At 35.8% G+C, this 20,817-nt stretch carries 18 protein-coding genes; 12 read left to right on the top strand and 6 right to left on the bottom strand.

Translation table 11 applies throughout. The features are described from left to right. Positions 1–11 precede the first annotated feature (11 nt). The 5 genes from ACTXGU_RS13860 to ACTXGU_RS13840 all read right to left on the bottom strand — a co-directional run bounded on the left by ACTXGU_RS13860 (position 12) and on the right by ACTXGU_RS13840 (position 5,106). Complete coding sequence (locus ACTXGU_RS13860; RefSeq protein ID WP_443482116.1) at positions 12–395, bottom strand: hypothetical protein; 384 nt, start codon at positions 393–395, stop codon at positions 12–14. Between the two features lie 130 nt (positions 396–525). Next, positions 526–1,707: a NupC/NupG family nucleoside CNT transporter gene (locus tag ACTXGU_RS13855; protein ID WP_443482115.1), complete on the bottom strand. Its 1,182-nt coding sequence runs from the start codon at positions 1,705–1,707 to the stop codon at positions 526–528. Between the two features lie 492 nt (positions 1,708–2,199). Continuing rightward, a complete protein-coding gene (locus ACTXGU_RS13850) occupies positions 2,200–3,144 on the bottom strand; it encodes an LCP family glycopolymer transferase (protein WP_443482114.1) in 945 nt (314 codons plus the stop codon). A gap of 169 nt (positions 3,145–3,313) precedes the next feature. Further along, a complete protein-coding gene (locus tag ACTXGU_RS13845) occupies positions 3,314–3,949 on the bottom strand; it encodes an ATP-binding protein (protein ID WP_443482113.1) in 636 nt (211 codons plus the stop codon). A gap of 308 nt (positions 3,950–4,257) precedes the next feature. Further along, positions 4,258–5,106, bottom strand: coding sequence for an aldose epimerase family protein (locus ACTXGU_RS13840; RefSeq protein WP_443482112.1), 849 nt, complete (start codon positions 5,104–5,106; stop codon positions 4,258–4,260). A gap of 332 nt (positions 5,107–5,438) precedes the next feature. Here ACTXGU_RS13840 and adhP point away from each other — a divergent pair, with 332 nt between their 5' ends. From adhP to ACTXGU_RS13790, 10 genes are all read left to right on the top strand, one after another. Continuing rightward, positions 5,439–6,461: an alcohol dehydrogenase AdhP gene (gene adhP / locus ACTXGU_RS13835; protein ID WP_443482111.1), complete on the top strand. Its 1,023-nt coding sequence runs from the start codon at positions 5,439–5,441 to the stop codon at positions 6,459–6,461. 602 nt (positions 6,462–7,063) lie between these two features. Continuing rightward, complete coding sequence (gene iscB, locus ACTXGU_RS13830) at positions 7,064–8,107, top strand: RNA-guided endonuclease IscB (RefSeq protein WP_443482110.1); 1,044 nt, start codon at positions 7,064–7,066, stop codon at positions 8,105–8,107. A 272-nt stretch (positions 8,108–8,379) separates the two neighbouring features. Continuing rightward, complete coding sequence (locus ACTXGU_RS13825; RefSeq protein ID WP_443482109.1) at positions 8,380–8,817, top strand: hypothetical protein; 438 nt, start codon at positions 8,380–8,382, stop codon at positions 8,815–8,817. A gap of 699 nt (positions 8,818–9,516) precedes the next feature. Then, positions 9,517–10,203 carry a carbonic anhydrase gene (locus ACTXGU_RS13820; protein ID WP_443482108.1) on the top strand — a complete coding sequence of 229 codons (687 nt, stop codon included), beginning with the start codon at positions 9,517–9,519 and terminating at the stop codon, positions 10,201–10,203. 473 nt (positions 10,204–10,676) lie between these two features. Further along, positions 10,677–11,150: a GNAT family N-acetyltransferase gene (locus ACTXGU_RS13815; RefSeq protein WP_443482107.1), complete on the top strand. Its 474-nt coding sequence runs from the start codon at positions 10,677–10,679 to the stop codon at positions 11,148–11,150. A gap of 259 nt (positions 11,151–11,409) precedes the next feature. Next, entirely contained in the window at positions 11,410–12,561 is a 1,152-nt protein-coding gene (locus tag ACTXGU_RS13810; protein ID WP_443482106.1) for a cation:proton antiporter, read from the top strand. A gap of 118 nt (positions 12,562–12,679) precedes the next feature. Continuing rightward, positions 12,680–14,305: an ABC1 kinase family protein gene (locus ACTXGU_RS13805; protein WP_443482105.1), complete on the top strand. Its 1,626-nt coding sequence runs from the start codon at positions 12,680–12,682 to the stop codon at positions 14,303–14,305. Positions 14,306–14,686: 381 nt separating this feature from the next. Then, entirely contained in the window at positions 14,687–15,217 is a 531-nt protein-coding gene (locus tag ACTXGU_RS13800; protein ID WP_443482104.1) for a hypothetical protein, read from the top strand. Positions 15,218–15,297: 80 nt separating this feature from the next. Beyond that, positions 15,298–16,014 (top strand): DUF6060 domain-containing protein, encoded by a 717-nt coding sequence (locus ACTXGU_RS13795; RefSeq protein ID WP_443482103.1) that lies wholly within the window; start codon positions 15,298–15,300, stop codon positions 16,012–16,014. Positions 16,015–16,271: 257 nt separating this feature from the next. After that, on the top strand, positions 16,272–17,096 hold the full coding sequence (locus tag ACTXGU_RS13790) for an aldo/keto reductase (protein ID WP_443482102.1): 825 nt from the start codon (positions 16,272–16,274) through the stop codon (positions 17,094–17,096). Positions 17,097–17,157: 61 nt separating this feature from the next. Here the strand turns inward: ACTXGU_RS13790 and ACTXGU_RS13785 are convergent, their stop codons facing one another. Continuing rightward, complete coding sequence (locus ACTXGU_RS13785) at positions 17,158–18,348, bottom strand: MalY/PatB family protein (protein ID WP_443482101.1); 1,191 nt, start codon at positions 18,346–18,348, stop codon at positions 17,158–17,160. Positions 18,349–19,205: 857 nt separating this feature from the next. Here ACTXGU_RS13785 and ACTXGU_RS13780 point away from each other — a divergent pair. Further along, on the top strand, positions 19,206–19,733 hold the full coding sequence (locus tag ACTXGU_RS13780; RefSeq protein WP_443482100.1) for a TetR/AcrR family transcriptional regulator: 528 nt from the start codon (positions 19,206–19,208) through the stop codon (positions 19,731–19,733). Positions 19,734–19,807: 74 nt separating this feature from the next. Then, positions 19,808–20,776 (top strand): NAD-dependent epimerase/dehydratase family protein, encoded by a 969-nt coding sequence (locus tag ACTXGU_RS13775; RefSeq protein ID WP_443482099.1) that lies wholly within the window; start codon positions 19,808–19,810, stop codon positions 20,774–20,776. Positions 20,777–20,817 lie beyond the last annotated feature (41 nt).

The raw sequence follows: 20,817 nt of genomic DNA, 5'->3' as shown, positions 1-20,817 counted from the left end.
AAAACACTGCATCACCAATTATAAACTGACAATTGGTGGTGCAGTGTTTTTGTTTTTGTCCGCCCGATTTCTGCTCTCGTTCGGCGGGTTTCCTCTTCCATCCGGCCGAGTTCTGCTCTTGTCCGGCGAGTTTCCTCTTTCATCCGGCCGATTTCTGCTCTCGTCCGGCGGGTTTCCTCTTCCATCCGGCCGATTTCTGCTCTCGTCCGGCGGGTTTCCTCTATCGTCCGCCCGATTTCTGCTCTCGTCCGGCGTATTCCCTCTATCATCCGGCCAATTTCTACTCTCATCCGGCGGGTTTCCTCTTCCATCCGGCCGATTTCTGCTCTTGTCCGGCGAGTTTCCTCTTTCATCCGGCCAATTTCAGCTCTCGTCCGGCGGGTTTCCTCTTCCATCCGGCCGATTTCTGCTCTCGTCCGGCGGGTTTCCTCTATCGTCCGGCCGATCCTTCACAAACCTTTTACATAAAATAAGCTAAGAAAAACGTTCTCTGTTTTTCTTAGCTACTATTTTTCTATATAAATTTTACAGAATAAAACTAACAATAACTGCTGATAAAATACTAACAAGGGTTGCGCCGTACAACAAGCGAAGACCAAAACGAGCCACAACATTCCCTTGGTTTTCGTCTAAACCTTTTACCGCCCCTGCTATAATCCCGATAGAAGAGAAGTTAGCGAACGATACTAAAAATACAGAGACAATCCCTAATGTTTTTGCACTAAATTGTGAAGCCATTTCCGATAAATTCATCATGGCAACGAATTCGTTTGTCACTAATTTTGTAGCCATAATGCCGCCTGCACGTACTACCTCTTCTGCTGGAATACCCATAATAAAAGCAAATGGTGCAAATACATAGCCAAGCAAATTCTGGAAGGAAAGACCAAATATCATTTCAAATACATTATTGATTAATGCCATTAATGCTACAAAGCCAATTAGCATCGCGCCAACAATAATGGCTACTTTAAATCCATCTAAAATATATTCTCCTACCATTTCAAAGAAAGACTGTTTTTCTTCTTCTTTCACTTCTAAAATGTCTTCTTTTTCGTTCGTAGTATATGGATTAATAATAGAAGCAATAATAAATCCCCCAAATAAATTTAGAACAATTGCAGTTACCACATACTTCGGTTCGATCATGGTCATATATGCACCGACAATACCCATTGAAACAGTTGACATGGCAGAAGCACACAGCGTATAAAGACGATTTGCCGGCAATTTGCCAAGCTGTTTTTTAATGGTGATGAACACTTCAGATTGTCCAACCATCAAGGAAGCTACTGCATTATAAGATTCTAATTTCCCCATGCCGTTAATCTTGCTAAGCCCGAAACCAATCCATTTCATTACGAATGGCAAGATTTTAACATACTGAAGTATTCCAATTAATAATGAGACAAAGACGATTGGAAGTAAAACATTAAGGAAAAATGACATGGATCCTTCATTTGCAAGACCACCAAAAACAAACTGTATTCCTTCATTTGCATATCCAAGCAATTTAGTGAATACATTTGCAATTGCATTAATAATAGTCAATCCGAACTTTGTATTCAACAGCAGTATTGCTAAACACAGCTGAATACCAACCATAAGAATTAACGGCTTATATTTGATTTGTTTACGATTATTACTTGCTAGAAAAGCTAATCCAAAAACAACTAACAATCCTAAAATTCCTATTAAATATTTCATAAATGCCTCCACATTGAAATTTGCAAGTCTCTTGATACTATTCCAGTAAACATTCCTTTTGAAATTTACTAGAACTGATTTGGTTATCCGAACTCCATCTAGTATTTTTCTATCTATTTTTAATATAAGATGTAGGACGTCTAACAAATTATAATTATAATCATATTTTTTTAATGAATCAACGCAAAAAAAGAAAACATTCACGAATACATGCCTGTTAATATAAACTTAAGTCTGTCTCCATAAATGTTTTCCCATCACTAGATTTGTGAAAAAAGAGTGATTCTCATGATTCAGGTTGTCATCATGAAATGAATATACAAGTATTGGTATCTATTTCGAAATGATAGAATTTTCTTTCCAATTTTTCATTTACTACTATTAAAATAACCAAATTATTCATATTATAAGATGAGTTATTTTTTAATAAAATTGCTAGGAGCATAAAAAAAGGCAACGAGAAAGTTCTTTTCACTTTCCGTTACCTTCTACTTACTTCGCTAAATTCTCACTTAGCATATTATGCACCTTTGTTTTTTCTTCCTCTGAAACGTTCAGATAGTATGTTTGACCAGGAGGAGTGCCTTGTCCTTTTACTTCATATTGTTCGATATCATTACGAACATTACGATAATTTTTTTGGATATCCATCATTTGATCAAACGCAATATTTGTTTTTACATTTTCACCAAGAGCCGCTAGTATATCATTAAAATGGGTGACAGAGGATACGCTTGTTGCTTTATCGATGATGCCGTTTATTACTTCCCTTTGTCGTTCATTTCTGCCAAAATCCCCATTTGGATCGAGATGGCGCATGCGGACAAATCCTAAAGCTTTTGGCCCATCTAACTGCAGTTGACCTTTTTCATAATGATACCCTTTTTTATAATACCCTTCATCTATCCAATCGAGGTCGTTTTGTACGGTTATGCCGCCAACCGCATCTACTAGTGCGCTAAGTGCTTCCATATTTACTTGAATATAATAATCCATCTTCACGCCAGTAAACGCTTCGACTGTATCCTTTGCCATTTTCACGCCGCCATACGCATAAGCTGCATTAATTTTATTTACCGTTCCTCTGCCAACAATTTCTGTTTTTGTATCACGAGGAATACTAATCATTTGCATTTTTTCTTTAGCTGGATTTAACGTCATAGCAATAAGTGTATCTGATCTGCCAACATCCCCTTTTCTCTCATCCACTCCCATAAGCAGAATAGAAATAGGTTCGCTTTTATTAATCGTTTCTTGCTTTTGTTTTGTTTCAGCTTTTGATTCCTTTTCAATTGGTTTATACATCTCATCGACTGCTTTTTCGACATTATCGTATAAATAATAGAAATAAGCACCAACAGCAACAACAAGAACAGCCAATATCGATAAAATAGTGAACATAACCTTTTTCTTCTTGCTTTTCTTTTTCGCTCTCATACAGCTCTCACTTTCTCATCAGAATGTATTATTATTCCATTTTATTGCAAAAATCGACATTCGTCTATTTATTCTTTCAAAATTTAGTGGATTTTTTGGATTTGCAATGAGGGACTGTAATTGGAACATCGAGTAATTTATTGAATAGAATCGGAGGATTAAGACTCTCTTATCCTTTGTTTCTCCTTTTTATTAGTTGTTCATCCTGTGTTCTGCTTAGGGACATCGATTCCCATAGTGTTTCTTCTGATAGTTGTTGTTCTCCTTTCAGATCTGATATAGTTCGTACGATACGAATAATTTTAATTTGAACTCGGTTACTCCATTTCTTTTTCAGCGTCATTTGTTTAATCATATGCTTTATTTTTTCTGAAAAATTATTTGTTTTCATAAGGGTTTCATAGGAAATTCTGCCATTGCATATCTCGCTGCCATATCTCTCGTATTGTCGTTCCCGTGCTAAAATGACTCTCTTTCTAATCTCATCGGAAGATTCACGAACCAATTCAGTATTTTTTTCGATAGGAATAGATTGTAAGCTAAGAGAAATATCAAATCTGTCACGGATAGGTCCAGAAATACGATTTTGATAAGATGTAATTTGCTTAGAAGTACAACTACAGTAATGGGATTTTGATCCTAAATATCCACATGGACAAAGGTTCATAGCACCAATCAACAGAAAAGAAGCAGGATATGTTACAGTGGAACGTACTCGACTTATGGTTACCTTTCCTGTTTCAATTGGTTGTCTTAACATTTCTAATGTTTTCTTAGAGAACTCAGCCATTTCATCTAGAAACAAAACACCTCGGTGAGCTAAAGATATTTCTCCTGGCCTTATGGGGTCTAACCCAATGTCATCAACTTAAGATTCTATAAATTGTAAACTATGAGATATATTTGTTTGGAGAGGTGTCCGCTCGACTCCTACGGGATTAGCGAGAAAGACGAGACCCCACAGGAGCAAAGCGACGAGGAGGCTCGGCTCTCGCCCCGTGGAAAGCGAGCGGTAAGCCTCTGAGAACAGAACGGAAACCCTTACTTCCTAATTAGCCACATATTTTCCTGTTTTTTGTAACTTAGATTGATGACATTGGGACTGACCCCTTTTTAATCTATATCCTTTAAACTTATTTTGAAAAAAGTATGCAACGTTTCATTCGGTTGTATGTATTGCACATCTTCCTTTGTATTAAAAGCGTTAGGTTTTGCCATCCACGGCTCTACACAAATAAATGGTTTGCCTGGCTCTGACCAAAGCGTGACATATTTAAATACTTCTCCATATTCAATTAGAAGCTCCTTATCCTTACTAAATGGAAAACCAATGCTTTTCTGCTGGCTGTCTAATAAAATAAGCGATTCTATTGTATCTGTTAAATCTAACGAACCGTTAACAGACTTTGTCTTTCCATCGTTTACATCTAAATACGTTTTAGTATCTGATTGATAATATAAGTTTTTGTTAACTGCTTTAAAATATGGGTGGAAACCTGCATAAAAGGGCAGCTTTTCGTCTGATTTATTGTGATAACTTTGTTTTATGATAAATACTCCATCTTCTAAAACAAATTCAAATGTTAATTTGAAATCAAATGGATATTGCTGCTTTGTATAGGCATTGCTCTCTAGTACAAGCGTAATGGCACTATTATCCTCGTCTATTTTTTCAACAGACCAAGGCAAATTCCTAGCAAAACCATGATTCTTCATCTTATATTCCTTATCATTCAACGTATATGTTTCATCTTTTAGACGATCACAAATAGGAAAAAGAATAGGTATACCGCCACGCACATTACTTTCGCTATTGTGGAAAGTTTCTTCATTTAAATAAAGTACCTCTTCACCGCTTATGCCAATACTAGTAACAATGCCTCCACGTTTTGGAGCAATACAAAACCATGAATTAGTATGCTTCTCCTGTAATTTAAATATAGGAAATTGTGTTTTATCCAACCTTTTTCTCCCCTTACTTTAAATTTAAGGGCACGATTCTCCCTTATCTTCCCCTGCCATTGCGGACATTTGCCAAAAACTATTACATAACTATTCTACTATATATTTTCTCCATACAGCTTTTTTCTTTAGGACAAATTGCAACAAAAAGAGACAAAATGAAAGGTAAAAAGAGCTGCCTCAAAAGAAATATTTATCATCTTTTTTTACGTTCTAACCGCTTTGTTAAAGAATTTTGAACAATTTAGGATATGGATTGTGTATTTAAAAAAAGGATATATAATTAATTTGTGAAACTATTCACATATTTTATCTTCAGAGGAGGGTTTATGATGAAGGCAGCAGTAGTAAGTTCAAAAAATCGTGGTAAAGTGGATATTATTGACGTAGAACTACCTAAATTAGGGACTGGTCAAGCATTAGTTGATATTGAATATTGTGGTGTTTGCCACACAGATTTACATGTAGTAAAGGGTGATTTTGGAGAAGTACCGGGCCGAATTCCTGGACATGAGGGCATTGGCATTGTAAAAGAAATTGCAGATGATGTCACAAGCTTAAAAGTTGGAGATCGTGTTAGCGTCGCTTGGTTCTATGAAGGATGTGGCACTTGTGAATATTGTCTGACAGGTAGAGAAACCTTTTGCAGAAGTGTAAAAAATGCCGGATTTACTGTAGATGGTGCAATGGCACAACAATGCATCGTAGCCGCTGACTATGCTGTCAAAGTACCTGATGGATTAGACCCTGCTCAAGCAAGCAGTATAACCTGTGCTGGTGTAACATGTTATAAAGCCATTAAAGTTTCTGATATTAAACCGGGCCAATGGATTGCGATTTATGGCTGCGGTGGATTAGGCAACCTTGCTATTCAATATGCGAAAAATGTATTTAATGCAAAAGTGATTGCGATAGATATTAATGACGATAAATTAGAACTAGCAAAAAATATAGGTGCAGACCTTGTTTGCAACCCTCTAAAAGATGGGGATGCAGGTGAGTGGATTCAAGAAAAAGTAGGAGGATCACATGCGGCGGTAGTTACAGCAGTTTCAAAAGTAGCGTTTAACGAGGCTGTAAACTCTGTCCGTGCGGCATCTAAAGTAGTCGCTGTTGGATTGCCACCAGAAACGATGGATCTAGAAATTGTGAAAACAGTGCTAGATGGAATTCAAATAGTAGGATCTTTAGTGGGGACAAGGAAAGACTTAGAGGAAGCTTTCCAGTTTGGTGCAGAAGGAAAAGTAGTTCCAATTGTACAAACTAGATGTCTACATGAAATAAATGATATTTTTGAAGAAATGGAAGCAGGAAAAATAAATGGACGTATGGTGATAGATCTGCATAAAATCTAACCCCCCATCCGTCACCACCTATGATAAATAATAACCGTCATCCTTTGATCTTGGAGTCGGTTATTATTTTCTGTTTAGAGAGACCCGCTTCATACATAGCCCCCTATTTCCATACACTGCAGTAACCGCATCAATAACAAAATGTCCATCTTCAATGGATATTCACCTCTATTTTGTCCTTTGGCCCCTTTTCGAGACTGTCTAAATGTCGCTTGTTTGATATGATATAAAAAACTAGCCTAAATTTTCACTGACAACTAAGGATGAATCAATAATTAATCAACGGTTTAAAGGAGCTATCAACAGCTATTATTAAACCATAACAAATCGTAACATTTGGTTTGGTTATGGAGGGTTGATTGCTTTCCAGCTTAAGTGAGTGTAGTCTCTCGAAAGAAAGATAGCACGATGAACTACGTTGAAGGGGTTCGGTAAAAACACACCTGACGGAATGTATCCGGTGAGATGTTCTTTCAGTCTCCTGATCTGTGAGTGTTGAGGAAGAAAGCTAGCCATAGGTTATGGAAGCGAAACACCAAAAACACATGTCCGCCCTTTGACTTTAGCAAGAAGGAAAATACCCTTTTGGAGGTTGGTCAGAGATGACTTCTTATTGCTTTGTACTAGACTTAAACGGTCAACGTTTGAGCCCGACAAAAGAAAACAAAGGCTGGTACTTAATTCGAAAAAATCGAGCGAAACTAGTCAATAAGTTTCCAATGGTGATTCAATTATTAAAAGAGATTCCACTTGGGGAAATAGATAAAACACCGATTACACTAGGCATTGATGATGGAGCTAAGTATACAGGAATTGCTTTGGTTCAAGATTGTGCAACCAAAAACAAACCAGTGTTTAAAGGGACGATCGAGCATAGACAAGATGTCAAAGACAAAATAGATGTAAGGAGAGGTCATCGAAAATACAGAAGATCGCATAAAAAATATCGAAAAAAACGATTCGATAATCGCTGTGTATCGAAAAGAAAAGGAAGAATCCCCCCTAGTATTAAACAAAAGAAAGAAGCCACACTTCGTGTCATCAAAAAATTAACACAATGGTGCCAAATAGATCATATTTATTTAGAGGATGTGCAAATCGATATTCGGGCATTAAGAGAAGGAAAAAAACTATATCGATGGCACTATCAAAAATCAAACCGTTTAGATGAACGTTTACGGATCGCTGCCCTCATGCGTGATCAGTATACATGTCAAAGCTGTGGGAAAAACGATTGCAGATTAGAGGTTCATCATATTACACCGAGACGTTTAAAAGGAGCGGATTCAATTTTAAATCTCATTACTTTGTGCAGCTCCTGCCATAACCAGATTAACGGGGAAGAAATGAACCATGCCGAACGATTTTATGCCCTCATTGATGGAAAAAAGATTGATTATAAAGCGGCTATGCATGTGATGCAAGGGAAAAAGCATTTGCGGAAAGAATTAAAAAAGGTGGCTCCTTTAACCCTCACAACAGGAGGAGACACAGCGAATAAACGGATTGATTGGAATATTGAAAAGAGTCACAGCAATGATGCCATTGTTACAACAAATTTAGAGGTCACTAAGGCTAAGTGTGAAATAAAGGACTGGGTAATAAAACCAATGCGTAGAAAGAGCAAGCTAAAACAAAAGAAGTAGAAGGTTTTAAGCATCGAGATTATGTTTGTTATACCAAAAGAAATGGCGAAAAATATGTTGGATTTATAACCGCTTTATACCCAGAAAGAAAACAGTTTAATATGACAACAATAGATGGGCAGATTCTGAAAAGATATGGGATAAAACCTTTAAAATTAATTTGGAGATTCAACAAAATTTATTGGTATTAAAACACGGAAAAAGGAGGTGAATCCTGGTCAATTTAATACGTTTTGGTATTAATTGTTATACTTTAATATGACCAGGTTAATATGAGAGAAATAATTAAGATTATTTCAGAAATAGTAAATATTATGCATGATGTGATTATGAAAATAGCAGTTCGAATTGGTTGGGAGGCTACAGATAAGGATCTGCATCTATGGATAATTGGAGTAATTGGAATCATTTCTTTTTTTATCGTTCATGCTATTTTTAAAAAGTTGGCAAAATGGAGTATTACAAGCATTTCCTTTATTTATACTTTTACGTTAATTTTAGTTTTAGTATTTGCGATAGAAATACAGCAAGGGATAACAGGTAGAGGCAATATGGAATTTGCTGATGCAGTAGTCGGCATTTATGGATTTCTTATGTTTTTTGGATTTTATATTGCGCTAAGACTATTACGCTTTGCAATTGGCCACTCTGTAAAAAAAGAAAAAAAAGAGAACGATGAAAATATAAAACTAACTAGATTTAAAGGATAAAATATACTTTTTTCATAAAATTGATTTAATACATAGAGTTAGCTGCTGCACTAAAGGGTTAACAGCCAACCAATAAACCCAGCACCAATAAGTGGAAATATAAGATAGAGTAATGTTTGTTTGAAGCCTCGGAGAACAGAACGGAAACCCTTACTTCCTATTTAGTTACATATTCCCCTGTTTTTTGAAGTTTAGATTGATGACATTGGGTCCGACCCTTCTAACCGTTTTGTTAAAGAATTTTGAACAATTTAGGATATGGGTTGTTTATTTGGAAAAAGTTATATAATTAAATTGTGAAATATATCACATTTTTTAACTTCAGAGGAGGGTTTATCATGAAATCTGCAGTAGTAAGTTCAAAAGATCCCGGTAAAGTAGAGATTATTGACGTAGAACTACTAAATTAGGGACTGGTCAAAAATCTCTATGCCTATTACCAATGAATGCTCCAACCCCATGCTCATCAAGCTAAGGAAAATTATTCAAAAAACGCTATTTATAGTGACATCATGGAAATGATTGCGTTTTTAGAAGGTGTGGGGATCTTTTGGCCTAATTTCACATTAACATATTGTGACAATTATTGCTAAAGAGTATACTATCATCATCTTTAAGAAAAGAGGCTTTAACATGAAAGTAAAATTTATATGGATATGTTTACTGACATCTTCCCTACTTATCACAGGATGTAGTAACATGACTTCAACAGACACAAAAGAAAAAGAAGAAAAGAAAACTGCTGCACATGAAGTGAATTACAAAGATCAAAAAAATTGGGAGTTTGAATCAGGCGATACACAATCACCAATCGACATTGACACAACTAAGACACAGAAAATGAAAGACAGTGGAGCAATCGAACTTAACTATAATAGTGCTGTACTTGATGAAGTGGACAATGGCCACAGTATCCAAGTAGACGTTAATGGGACAGCAAAAATCGATGGTCGCAACTTTGATTTAACACAATTCCATTTTCATGCACCTAGTGAGCATAAAATTGATGGTAAGGAATATCCAATTGAAGCTCATTTTGTAAATAAAGCACAAGACGGTCGTCTAGCTGTAATTGGTGTGTTCTTCAAAGAAGGGGCAGAAAACCAAGGATTTAAAAAAGTGATAAATAGCATTAAAAAAGGGGACAAAAACACTTCTGTTGGTGAAATCAATATTGCTACAATGGTTCCTTCCAACAAAAGTTATTATCACTACCTTGGTTCATTGACTACTCCCCCACTTTCAGAAAATGTTGAATGGTATATCATGAAAAACCCAGTAGAAGTTTCAAAAGCACAAATAGAAGCTTTCCAAAGCTATTACAATAATAATAATCGTGACATTCAACCATTAAACGAACGTATAATATTAAAACACGAAGAATAAATATACTTGAAACTCCCCTACTAAACAAAAATTAAGTAGGGGGCTTTTGTTTTTGACAAGCACTAAACAAAGAAAGAATATGAACATTTAAAGGGATGATATTTTTAATGAACCCTATCATTTCAAATAAACTGAGTCTTTTCGCACAAGAGCTACAATATTTTTTATTTCCGCGGTACGGAGTTCTTTTCTCCGCCTCTCCTTTTCCCCGCCGTTGCGCTTTTTATAATGGGTCGCTTAATTAAGTATTTCTTACGTGCCTCCCTTGAACGAATGCAAATGAAGGAGGCCATTTGGAAGTATCAAATGCTGCATTATATACAATCCTACTATTTCACCTCTTAACTTTATTTCTCACATAAACTATTACTATTTTATTTTTGCCAAATTGATATTGGTATTTATTTCAATTTAAATATGATAGGATTGTATTTATATAAGCGGCTGCTCACTTTGCTTAAGGAGGAAAATTTATGTGTCCATACAGTGTAGAAGGGTTTCAAATAGAGACTGATAAAAATTCTTTGGACAAAGAAATGATTTTTAATTATTTACATAATGAAGCTTATTGGTCAAAAGAAATACCTAGACATTTAGTAAATAAATCGATTGAAAATTCCATTGTTTTTGGTGTGTTCGAAGAAGAAAATCCTTCAAAGAAGTTAATGAGGCAAGTAGGGTTTGGAAGAATCATTACAGATTTATCTACTTTTGCTTATTTAGCGGATGTATTCATATTACCAGAATGTAGAGGTTTAGGTTTAGGTAAATGGCTAGTGCATACCATGATAAACTATCCAGAAATTCAAGAAGTACGAAGAATATTATTGGCTACTATGGATGCCCATGGCTTATATAGTCAATTTAATTTTAACTATATTGAAAACCAACATTTATTCATGGAAATTTCTCAAAAAGATATCTATAAAAAGATTGCAAAAAAATAAAATAAACTTACTTATGCTTCTTCCTTATTATCCTTTGCTAGCATTCACTAATACTTTTGAGCTAAATATATGCTTTTTTATCTTTAAATGAAAAATTACAAAAAATTCCCCTTTTAGCCCCTAAATATGATACAATATAAATAATAAAATACAGAGTGCACTTGGAGGAGCCTGTCACCAAGGGATTTTTATGTCCTTTGGTTGTCGGGCTCTTTTTGTATTTTTTTATAAAAAAATCATGCGAAAGGTGGTAATTTACGTGTTAATACTTCAATTAGCCATTATTTTAATTGCCTCAAAAATAGCTGGCAGCCTTAGTGTGAGATTAGGGCAGCCTTCCGTTCTTGGAAAACTCCTAATTGGAATTGTGCTTGGTCCATCAATATTAGGATTAGTGACTGAGACAGAAACATTAGCTGAATTTAGTCAAATAGGTGTTATATTATTAATGTTTATTGCTGGATTGGAAACGGATATAGATGAATTTAAGCGAACTGGCAAAGCCTCTACTTTTGTAGGTTTTGGTGGGATTCTTATCCCACTTGGTTTAGGTTATTTTGCTGGTACCCTATTAAATCTAACAACGATGGAATCTTGGTTCTTAGGACTATTGCTGTCTGCAACAAGTGTAAGTATATCTGTTCAGGCACTAAAAGAGATGAACCGATTAAAAACACCTGAAGGAATGACTATATTAGGAGCAGCTGTAATTGATGATGTGGTAGTTATCATTGCATTGGCATTCTTAATGAGTTTTGCTGGTGGGGATGTTCAATTAACAACTGTTATTTTAAAGAAAGTTTTATTCTTTGCAGGAGCCATCCTTATTGGCTGGAAAGTAATTCCTTGGTTTTTAAACAAGTTTTCCACGTTAAAAGTAACAGAAACAGTCATTTCGTCTGCTCTTATTATCTGTTTTGTTTATGCTTACTTAGCAGAATTTACGGGGGTTGCTGCGATCATTGGTGCATATATTGCCGGCGTAGCCATTAGTGTAACAGATTTCAAACATGAAGTTTTTGAGAAAGTGGAAACAATCAGTTATTCCATCTTTGTTCCTGTATTTTTTACTTCAATCGGTATTACAGCACAATTTACTGGGATCACAAAAAATATAGGGCTTATCATTATCCTTAGTATATTAGCTATTTTAACTAAGTTAATTGGTGCTGCTATTGGTGCGAAAGCAGCTGGATTTGGCTGGAACAGCTCAATGGGAATAGGTGCAGCAATGGTTTCCCGTGGGGAAGTAGCATTAATTATTGCAGCTATTGGCTTAGAATCAAAGCTGCTAAGTCAAGACATGTTTGCCGTGATTGTTGTGGTGGTACTTGTGACAACCATTGTAACCCCTCCAATGATGAAATGGTTTTTTAAATTAAATACGAAAAAGGGAACTAGTGCCGCTTAGCAAATAATTTTCCCCAAAAGTTAGCCCGTTTTAGTTGCTAAAGATTATTATGAATCGTAGTTAGAAATACGAATTTACTTAACCGTTTAAAAAACAAGAAGAAAAGAGACGATTGATAATGAAAACAAGAAATAAGCTGATGCGAATGTCAAAGGTGCTTTCTATGTCCTTTATCATCTTCCTTCAAATTTACTGGTATAAAATCCGAAGAAAGCCGAAAGAGGAATGGGAAAACCTTTGGGGGAAAATAGGAGAACGCTTTCGAAAAACTTTGTTTGAGTTAGAAGGTTTGCTTATTAAAATCGGGCAAATTCTCAGCACTCGTGCTGATTTGCTTCCTAAGGCATTTATACGTCAAATCGAAGATCTTACCGATAAAGTTCCTCCTTCCAACTGGAGTGAGATTCAGGAAATTCTGGAAGCAGAATGGGGAACATCCATTAATCAACATTTTCTTTCCATTGAAAAAACAGCTATTGCCTCCGCATCGATTGGAGAAGTTTATAAAGGGATTTTGACAGATGGAACAGAAGTTGCGATTAAAGTAAAGCGTCCCTCTATCGATTCCATTATACAAACGGATTTTCGTATTTTAGGTATAATCATTTGGTTTGCTGATCACCTTGTTCCGATTCCAAAAGGGTTTATTAATTTTAAAGTCCTATTGAAGGAACTAAAAGAAGTAATTGAACGTGAGCTTGACTATTCCAAGGAACTCGAAACCATCCTGTATTTTAAAGAGCGATTTAAAGAGGTGGAGATCGTACAGATTCCTTCTATTTATTCTGAACTTAGCACGTCCAATATACTTGTGATGGAATGGGTAGAAGGAACACGAATCACCAATACGGAAGCTTTAGATGAGCTAGCAGTAAGTCGACAAGAGTTGGCTCAAAGGCTTATCAAGGTGTTCCTTCCCCAATGGCTCGAGCCTGGTTTATTTCATGCAGATCCACATCCAGGAAATATTCTTGTATCAAAGGAAGGAAAGATCATCTTACTTGATTTTGGAATGATCGGAGAGATTACCAAAAAGGATGCGATTTATTTTCAAGCATTAATAGAAAGTTTTCTTTCAAAAAATTATGCTAAAGCAGTTGATTGCTTATCACATTTAGGATTTTTGCTCCCTGAAGCAGAATCAAGAACGATGGAACGATTATTAGCTGAATTTATGTCCTTTGAGCCCTCCCAATTAAAAGAAATGGATCTACTGGCATTAAAATTGGAGATGAACGATATCATTCAAGCACTGCCCATTCAGATTCCAACAAGATTTGTCTTTTTAGGCCGCTCCTTCGTAACGATTGAAGGAATTATCCTCAATCTAGCACCAGAGGAAGAACTCATCGACTTAGGAAAACCTGTTTTTATGGAATGGTTAAACAAACAAGGAAGTCAGAAATGGGCCTTTGTTTGGCAATGGATTCAGTCGCAGCCGATCTTTAAAATTTTTCATTCTGTTACGGAATTTTTAAATACACCACAAAAATTAGAACAGTTAAAGGAGATGGAGCAAAGAAGACAATTTCAATTTACGATTTATGAAAATAATAAAAAACATCTTTTCCAATTAATATTATTTGGGTTAGCAGGGGTTATAGCAGGCATCTATATCTCTAACGCTCTCATTTGGAAGCTGTCTGCCGGAATAACTGCCATCTCTTTTATCGGATACTTTCTCTTTAGTTATAAATTGAAAAAATGGATGAAGTACATGCATGAAAAACGAAGAGATAGATGAGATATGGAATTATCACATTAAATGCGTTGGTAAAATGAATGTAAGAAATAACAATAATCCTAAACAGAAATTGACTGATTTTATATACTGCTTTTTTACTATTTCCCAAACTGAAAAAGGCAGAATTTGCCCGAAGATGGATGAATTCTGCCTTTTACTTTTTTCTTTGCTGCCAACTAGAAGTGTATATGATATACATTTACTTGATAGAATTGCAAGTCTAATTTTAAGTATTTTACGTTAGAGCCTGAAGGCTTAAATGTTACATAAAAGCAACAGTATTTTAAAGATATGATTACTTTTTCCAATTACCCTTTAATTCGACACTCTGACTTGTTAAAATTACTAATATTGCAAATTTTTATAAATTGGGGGATTTTTATGCAGAAGAAGTTTATTATCTCTTTCATTTTAATTGCTTTGGTTATAGTTTCGGGAATATTTATTATTACTAATAATAATAGATTAGAGAAAACAAATGTAGATTCCTTAAAAGAAACAGGAAAACAGTTTGATACTGAACAAGAAGCTTTAGAGTATGCCAAAAAGCAAACACCTAATATTGTAGAGATCATAGATGAAACAAAGTTAGTCGATAATGAAAAAGTTGTAGTATATAAATTTAAAAAGAACGAGGAAATAGGTGTAGGTACTGGTACTTTAACTTGGAAAGATAAAAAATTTATTTGGAACAAAAATGGTGATGATACTGTTATTTATAACACTGCTGATAAAACTTCCACTACTATCTCAGGTGACGTTAAGACTCCTTCTGGTAATAAATATAAATTATATGCTGGAATCGCAGACTCAAAAAACATTATAATCGAGACTGAAACTGATGAAAATATAGTTCCTCATATTAATAAAAAATCAAAAATATATTATCTATTAGTTCCTAGTTTAGAATAATGCTATCAAAAAATGCTTTTACATATAAAACCTTTTTTGTTAATTTTTTTATATATTAACTTTGAAGGGGGAATTTTATATTGAAATCTAAGAAGTTTGCTGTTCTTTTAACTGCACTTGCTTTGGGAATAAGCCTTTCATTTGGAACTGCGTCAAAAGGGTATGCAGCAGAAGAAGAACAAAATATCAATCTTAGCCAACCAAATGTTGAAAAATTCTATGATGAGGAATTAGGTGCTGAAATAACACCTTTTAAAACAACTGAAAATGGACTTGTTCCTGTTTCTGAAGAAGAGTACAAAGAATCTACTAATTTAACAGAAAAAGAGGATTTAGCGAACGAGTTTATTAGTACAGACAAAACTCCACAAGATCCTACAATAACTCCTTATGCTGATGTTGATTTAAGAACTTGGGTTTATAAAGAGAGTTCAGCAACAAAGTATTATGGCAACCCTATCAAAGTTTCAGCAAGTATAGATTGTACTACTTCAAGTTGTAGAGTTGATAAACAATGGCAAGCAACTGTTTCTAAATCTTATAGTGTAAGTGCATCATCAGAAATTAAAGCTATAGATACAGGTGCTAGTTTTTCTTTAACTTCGGCAAAGTCTTCTTCAAGTACATATTCATTTACAATTAATAAAGGTCAGGCTGGTTATATAGTTTTTAAACCATATAAAAGAAAATCGACAGGTACATTAACACAGTACTCTACAGTTTACGGAAAAATTAAAAGTAAATCAGGGTATGCAAGATCTGCAATTAAGTTGCGTACTGGAGAGGCCGATGGATAGTATACTTTCGTTTATACAAAGAAATAGTTAATAGATTATTCAATGGCCATAGTATTCTTGAGTACTGTGGTCATTTTAATTTTTACATCGCCAATTGGTACAACAGCTGAAGATCGTTGTCATGGATTAAAATTAGTATTCTAGTCCCCATTTTAATGTTGACTGAAATTTTACAAATAATGAGAACCTTATATTTGAAATTTATATCGGTGAAAGATAGACTGTAAGTGAACTCAAATGCAAAAGGAGAGTGTAAAATGAATTTTGTTACATTAAACAACGGTTTAAAAATGCCTCAGCTTGGATTTGGAGTTTGGCAAGTGGAAGATGAACAAGCGACCACTGCAGTTGCAAAAGCAATCGAAGTCGGTTATACATCCATTGATACAGCCATGATTTATAAAAATGAAGCAGGCGTTGGGAAAGCAATTAAAGAAGCTTCCGTTCCTCATGAAGAATTATTTATTACGACAAAAGTTTGGAATAGTGATCAAGGCTATGAAAATACACTGCGCGCATTTGATGAAAGCTTAGAAAGATTAGGCCTTGATTATGTTGATTTATATTTAATTCACTGGCCTACTCCTGAATTTGATGAATATGTAGATACATATAAAGCATTAGAAAAGCTTTATAAAGATGGACGAGTAAAAGCAATTGGCGTTTGCAACTTCGAAATCGAACACTTAGAACGAATTTTAAAAGAATGTGAAGTAAAGCCTGTATTAAACCAAGTTGAATGTCATCCATATCTATCGCAAAATGAGCTGAAGGAATTTTGTGCAAAATATGATATCTTTGTGGAAGCATGGAGTCCTCTTGACCAAGGTGGAGAAGTGCTGCAAGACGAAGTGATTAAAAAGATTGCGGAGTCCCATGGCAAAACTCCAGCTCAAGCAGTACTTCGCTGGCATTTGCAAAATAATTCGATTGTCATCCCTAAATCTGTAACCCCATCAAGAATCGAAGAAAACTTTAACGTGTTTGACTTCGAACTAACTGCAGAAGAAATGAGCCAAATTAATGCATTAAATAAAGATAGACGCAAAGGACCACATCCAAACGAACTGCATATGCGATAAGATAGTATAAAAGATCGCTCCAGTTTATGAACTGGAGCGATCTTTTTTAGGGGTCAGACCCCTATGCTAAATCCTCAAACTCTCTGGAGATCCTCTCCAACGCCTCTTTTACTATCGGTCTAGGAGATGGAATGCAAATTCTTTGGTGAGAAATCCCTTCTTCGCCAAACATGCTGCCATCTTCTAATAAAACGTTGGCTTTGTTGTAGATGCGATCATGTACTTCTTCTGGTGAAATGCCGTATCCGCTGAAATCCAGCCACATAATATATGTTCCTTCTGGAATAGCCACTTTTACCTTTGGCATTTTTTCAGCTAAAAACTCTTTTACCATTACCATCGTACCGTCAATATACTCTTTTACATCTTCCAGCCATTCTTCCCCATCATTGTATACAGCGATAAGCGCTGCAATGGTAAAAGGAGATGCCATTTGATGCCCCATTGTTTTCTTCAATCTATTTCGCAGCTTAAGATTTGGAATGACCATATTAGTACAATGAAGTCCCGCTACATTAAAGGTTTTATTAATCGCTGTACAAGTGATAATATGATCATTATTTTCTGCAATTTTTGCTATTGGAATAAATGTTTGATCCCTTCTAATTAAATCACCGTGTATTTCATCTGCCACAATTAACACATTGTTCTCTGTGCAAATTTTAGATAATTTTTTCAACTCTTCCTCGTTAAAAATTCTTCCCGTAGGATTATGAGGATTGCACATTATAAACATTTTCGTCGTACTTTCTTTTGCCTTTTCTTCAAAATCATCAAAATCGATGGTGTAATAACCTTCACTATTACATACAAGTGAATTATTTAACAGCTTTCGATTATTATTTTCAATAGCAAACGTAAATGGAGGATACACAGGACGCTGAATAATAATACCATCCCCCTCTTCTGTGAATGCCCGTACTGCCATATTAATTGCATGAACTGTTCCAGGACTGTAGACAATCTCTTCTTTTTTTATATCCCAATCATGCCTTTTTTTAAACCAGTTTTGGATAGCATGATAATATTCATCAGGAAAAAGAGAATAACCGTATATCCTGTTATCAACGGTTTTATGCAAAGCATCTACTAAGCTTTGCGGAACAGGCAAATCCATATCGGCAATAAATAATGGGATTGTGTCGTCATCAAATCTTTCTGTCAGCTTCATTGCCTTAATGATTTTGCCGCCATCCCATTTTACAGAATAGGTATTTCGACGATTTACTATTTCATCAAAATGATGAATCATACTATCCACACTCCTCTATTCCTTTATAATTTTTTCAACTATATTCACCATAAACAAATTTTATAGAGAGTTCAATGAAAGACAACTCAAACTTCGTACCTTTAAATTCGTTTGCAAATCTTGATATGACTCGGTTTAGAACAATAAAAAGGGAAGCTTGTTTTTTATTGTTGAGGTTGCTTTCCACTACGGGTTGCTTCGCTTTCCGCGGGGTGGGAGCTGAGCCTCCTCGGCTTTGCCTTGCGGGGTCTCAGCCTTCCCACATTTCCCGCAGGAGTCTTCGCACCCTCCGTTACAAGCAACTTGTTTTAAAATAAGTTCTTGTTTTCGAATTTCATTGCAAGGTATTATTGCTAAACAATAGTAGCGTTGATTTTTTTCATGTTATTATTCAACGTTGTTCTACCAAAAAGTGCCGCTTGAGTCTATTTCTATAAGGTGGGTGTTTTCACCAGTTCAGCGACAACAACTAATTGATAAAACGGCTTAATTGAAGTGGAAGGTGCGAGACTCCTGTGGGATTAGCGGGTTAGATGAGACCCCGCAGGCGCAAGCGCCGAGGAGGCTCATCGCACGCCCCACGGAAAGCGAGTACCTGAAACGGAAAGTAAGCCCCTATTTGTAAGGAATAATGTTTGCAAAAAAAACACCCTAAAAGACTAATCAATCACCCTTTTCTAATTGCTCTAAACCAAGTTATGGCAATACATGAAGAGGAATTTATAACTGCGAAGTTTGAGAAGACAATTAATAAATTTTTGCGTTTCCTCTTGTATACCAGAGAAAAATAAACTATACTACAATTAGTGATTGATCAATCACTAATTATTAATCTAAAAAATAGAGGATGAACGACCATGCCGAAACCATCTGCAACTTCAGCCAATCGTCAATCACAAATCATTTCGGCAGCGATTGAGATTTTTGCCGAAATGGGCTACTACAGGGCTACTACAGCAAAAGTTGCTGAGAGAGCCGAAATTTCTCAGCCATATGTGTTCAAGTTTTTTTCTACTAAAGAGGAGCTGCTGATCGAAGCGTTAAAAGTATCATGGAAACGGATCATGGATTCTTTCCGTAAAGTCATTGATTCAGCTCCAGCCAACCGGTTAGAAGGTGAACTAATTGCCTCTTATGAACAGATCATGAATGCTCATCGCAATGAAATTCTCTTACAAATGCAGGCACAGTCTATTCAAGAGAACTCGATTATGCAGGTAATGCAGGAGGGATTCAGAGAAATCAGGCAAATGGTATATAAGGCTTTCCATGATGCTGGCATCACAAATCCTGGAGAACGAACTTTGCTGTTTCTGGCGAAAGGCATGCTGTGCAATATATCCATGTCGCTGCATTTGCCAGAGCTAATGAAAATAGACGAATAAAAGCGTCTATTTTTTAATCAAAAATAGTGATTGATTAATCACTAACTATAAAAATAAGGAGTGTGCAAATAACGATGGAAAAAGCAATCGTATTAGGAGCGACAGGCGGAACAGGGTCGGCAATTGTTGGGGAATTAATGAAAAGAGACATCCCTACCATTGCTTTTGGACGTTCATTGGATAAACTCATTAAGCTAAAAGAGTCTTACGGGAATCCAGAGCATCTGACTCTTCAGACTGGAGATGTTTTTCAAGTAGAGGATGTTTATAAAGCAGCATTGGAAGCAGATGTGATTTTTCAATGTGCAGCGGTTCCGTACAACAAAATGGAAGACCAGCAGCTCCCTTTAGGAAAGACTGTTCTTGAAGCAGCCAGCAAACTGAGGACGAAAGTTGTATTTGTAGATGGCATCTATCCTTATGGGCGTGCTGAGACAAAATATGTTAATGAAGAACATCCTAAAAATCCCCATACGAAAAAAGGGAAAGTGAAGCTCGAATTCGAAAAGCTAATCTTTCATTCCCGTTGGAATCAGTCGAAGCGTCTCATTGTAAGGCTGCCAGATTATTACGGCCCTACCGCAAACAAAAGCTCCTATTTGGGAATGACAATGGAAGCTATTGCAGAAGGCAAAACAGCAATGTTCATTGGAAATATGACCGTACCGCGTGAATACGTCTATTTGCCTGATGCTGCTGTTATGATTGTCCAACTAGCGAGCAAGGATGAGGCCTACGGTCATAATTGGAACATTCCGAGTGCTGGTGTTATATCAGGTAGAGAGTTTGTTCAACTTGCTCAAAAAGCAAGAGGGATCGCGAAGCCCATCATTCCATTACGAAAAGCATCGTTAACTTTTATCGGCATGTTTAACCCGATTATTCGCGAGATTGTCGAAATGCTGTATTTAACAGAGGAGCCAGTCATTTTAGATGGAAGCAAATACGAACGGCTTGTCGGACCGATTCCGGCTACTCCGTATAAAAAAGGTATTGAAGAAACCATTCAAGCACTAGTAAAGTTAGAAAAAGAAAGACATTGATGAAAAACCATTTCTTGACCTATACTTTTCTTATTCATTTT

Origin of the sequence: Niallia sp. 01092, assembly GCF_052318935.1 — a bacterium.
Classification (GTDB): Bacteria; Bacillota; Bacilli; order Bacillales; family Cytobacillaceae; genus Niallia.
The sequence above is the reverse complement of the archived record's forward strand: the minus strand, read 5'-3'. Positions and strand labels throughout refer to the sequence as shown.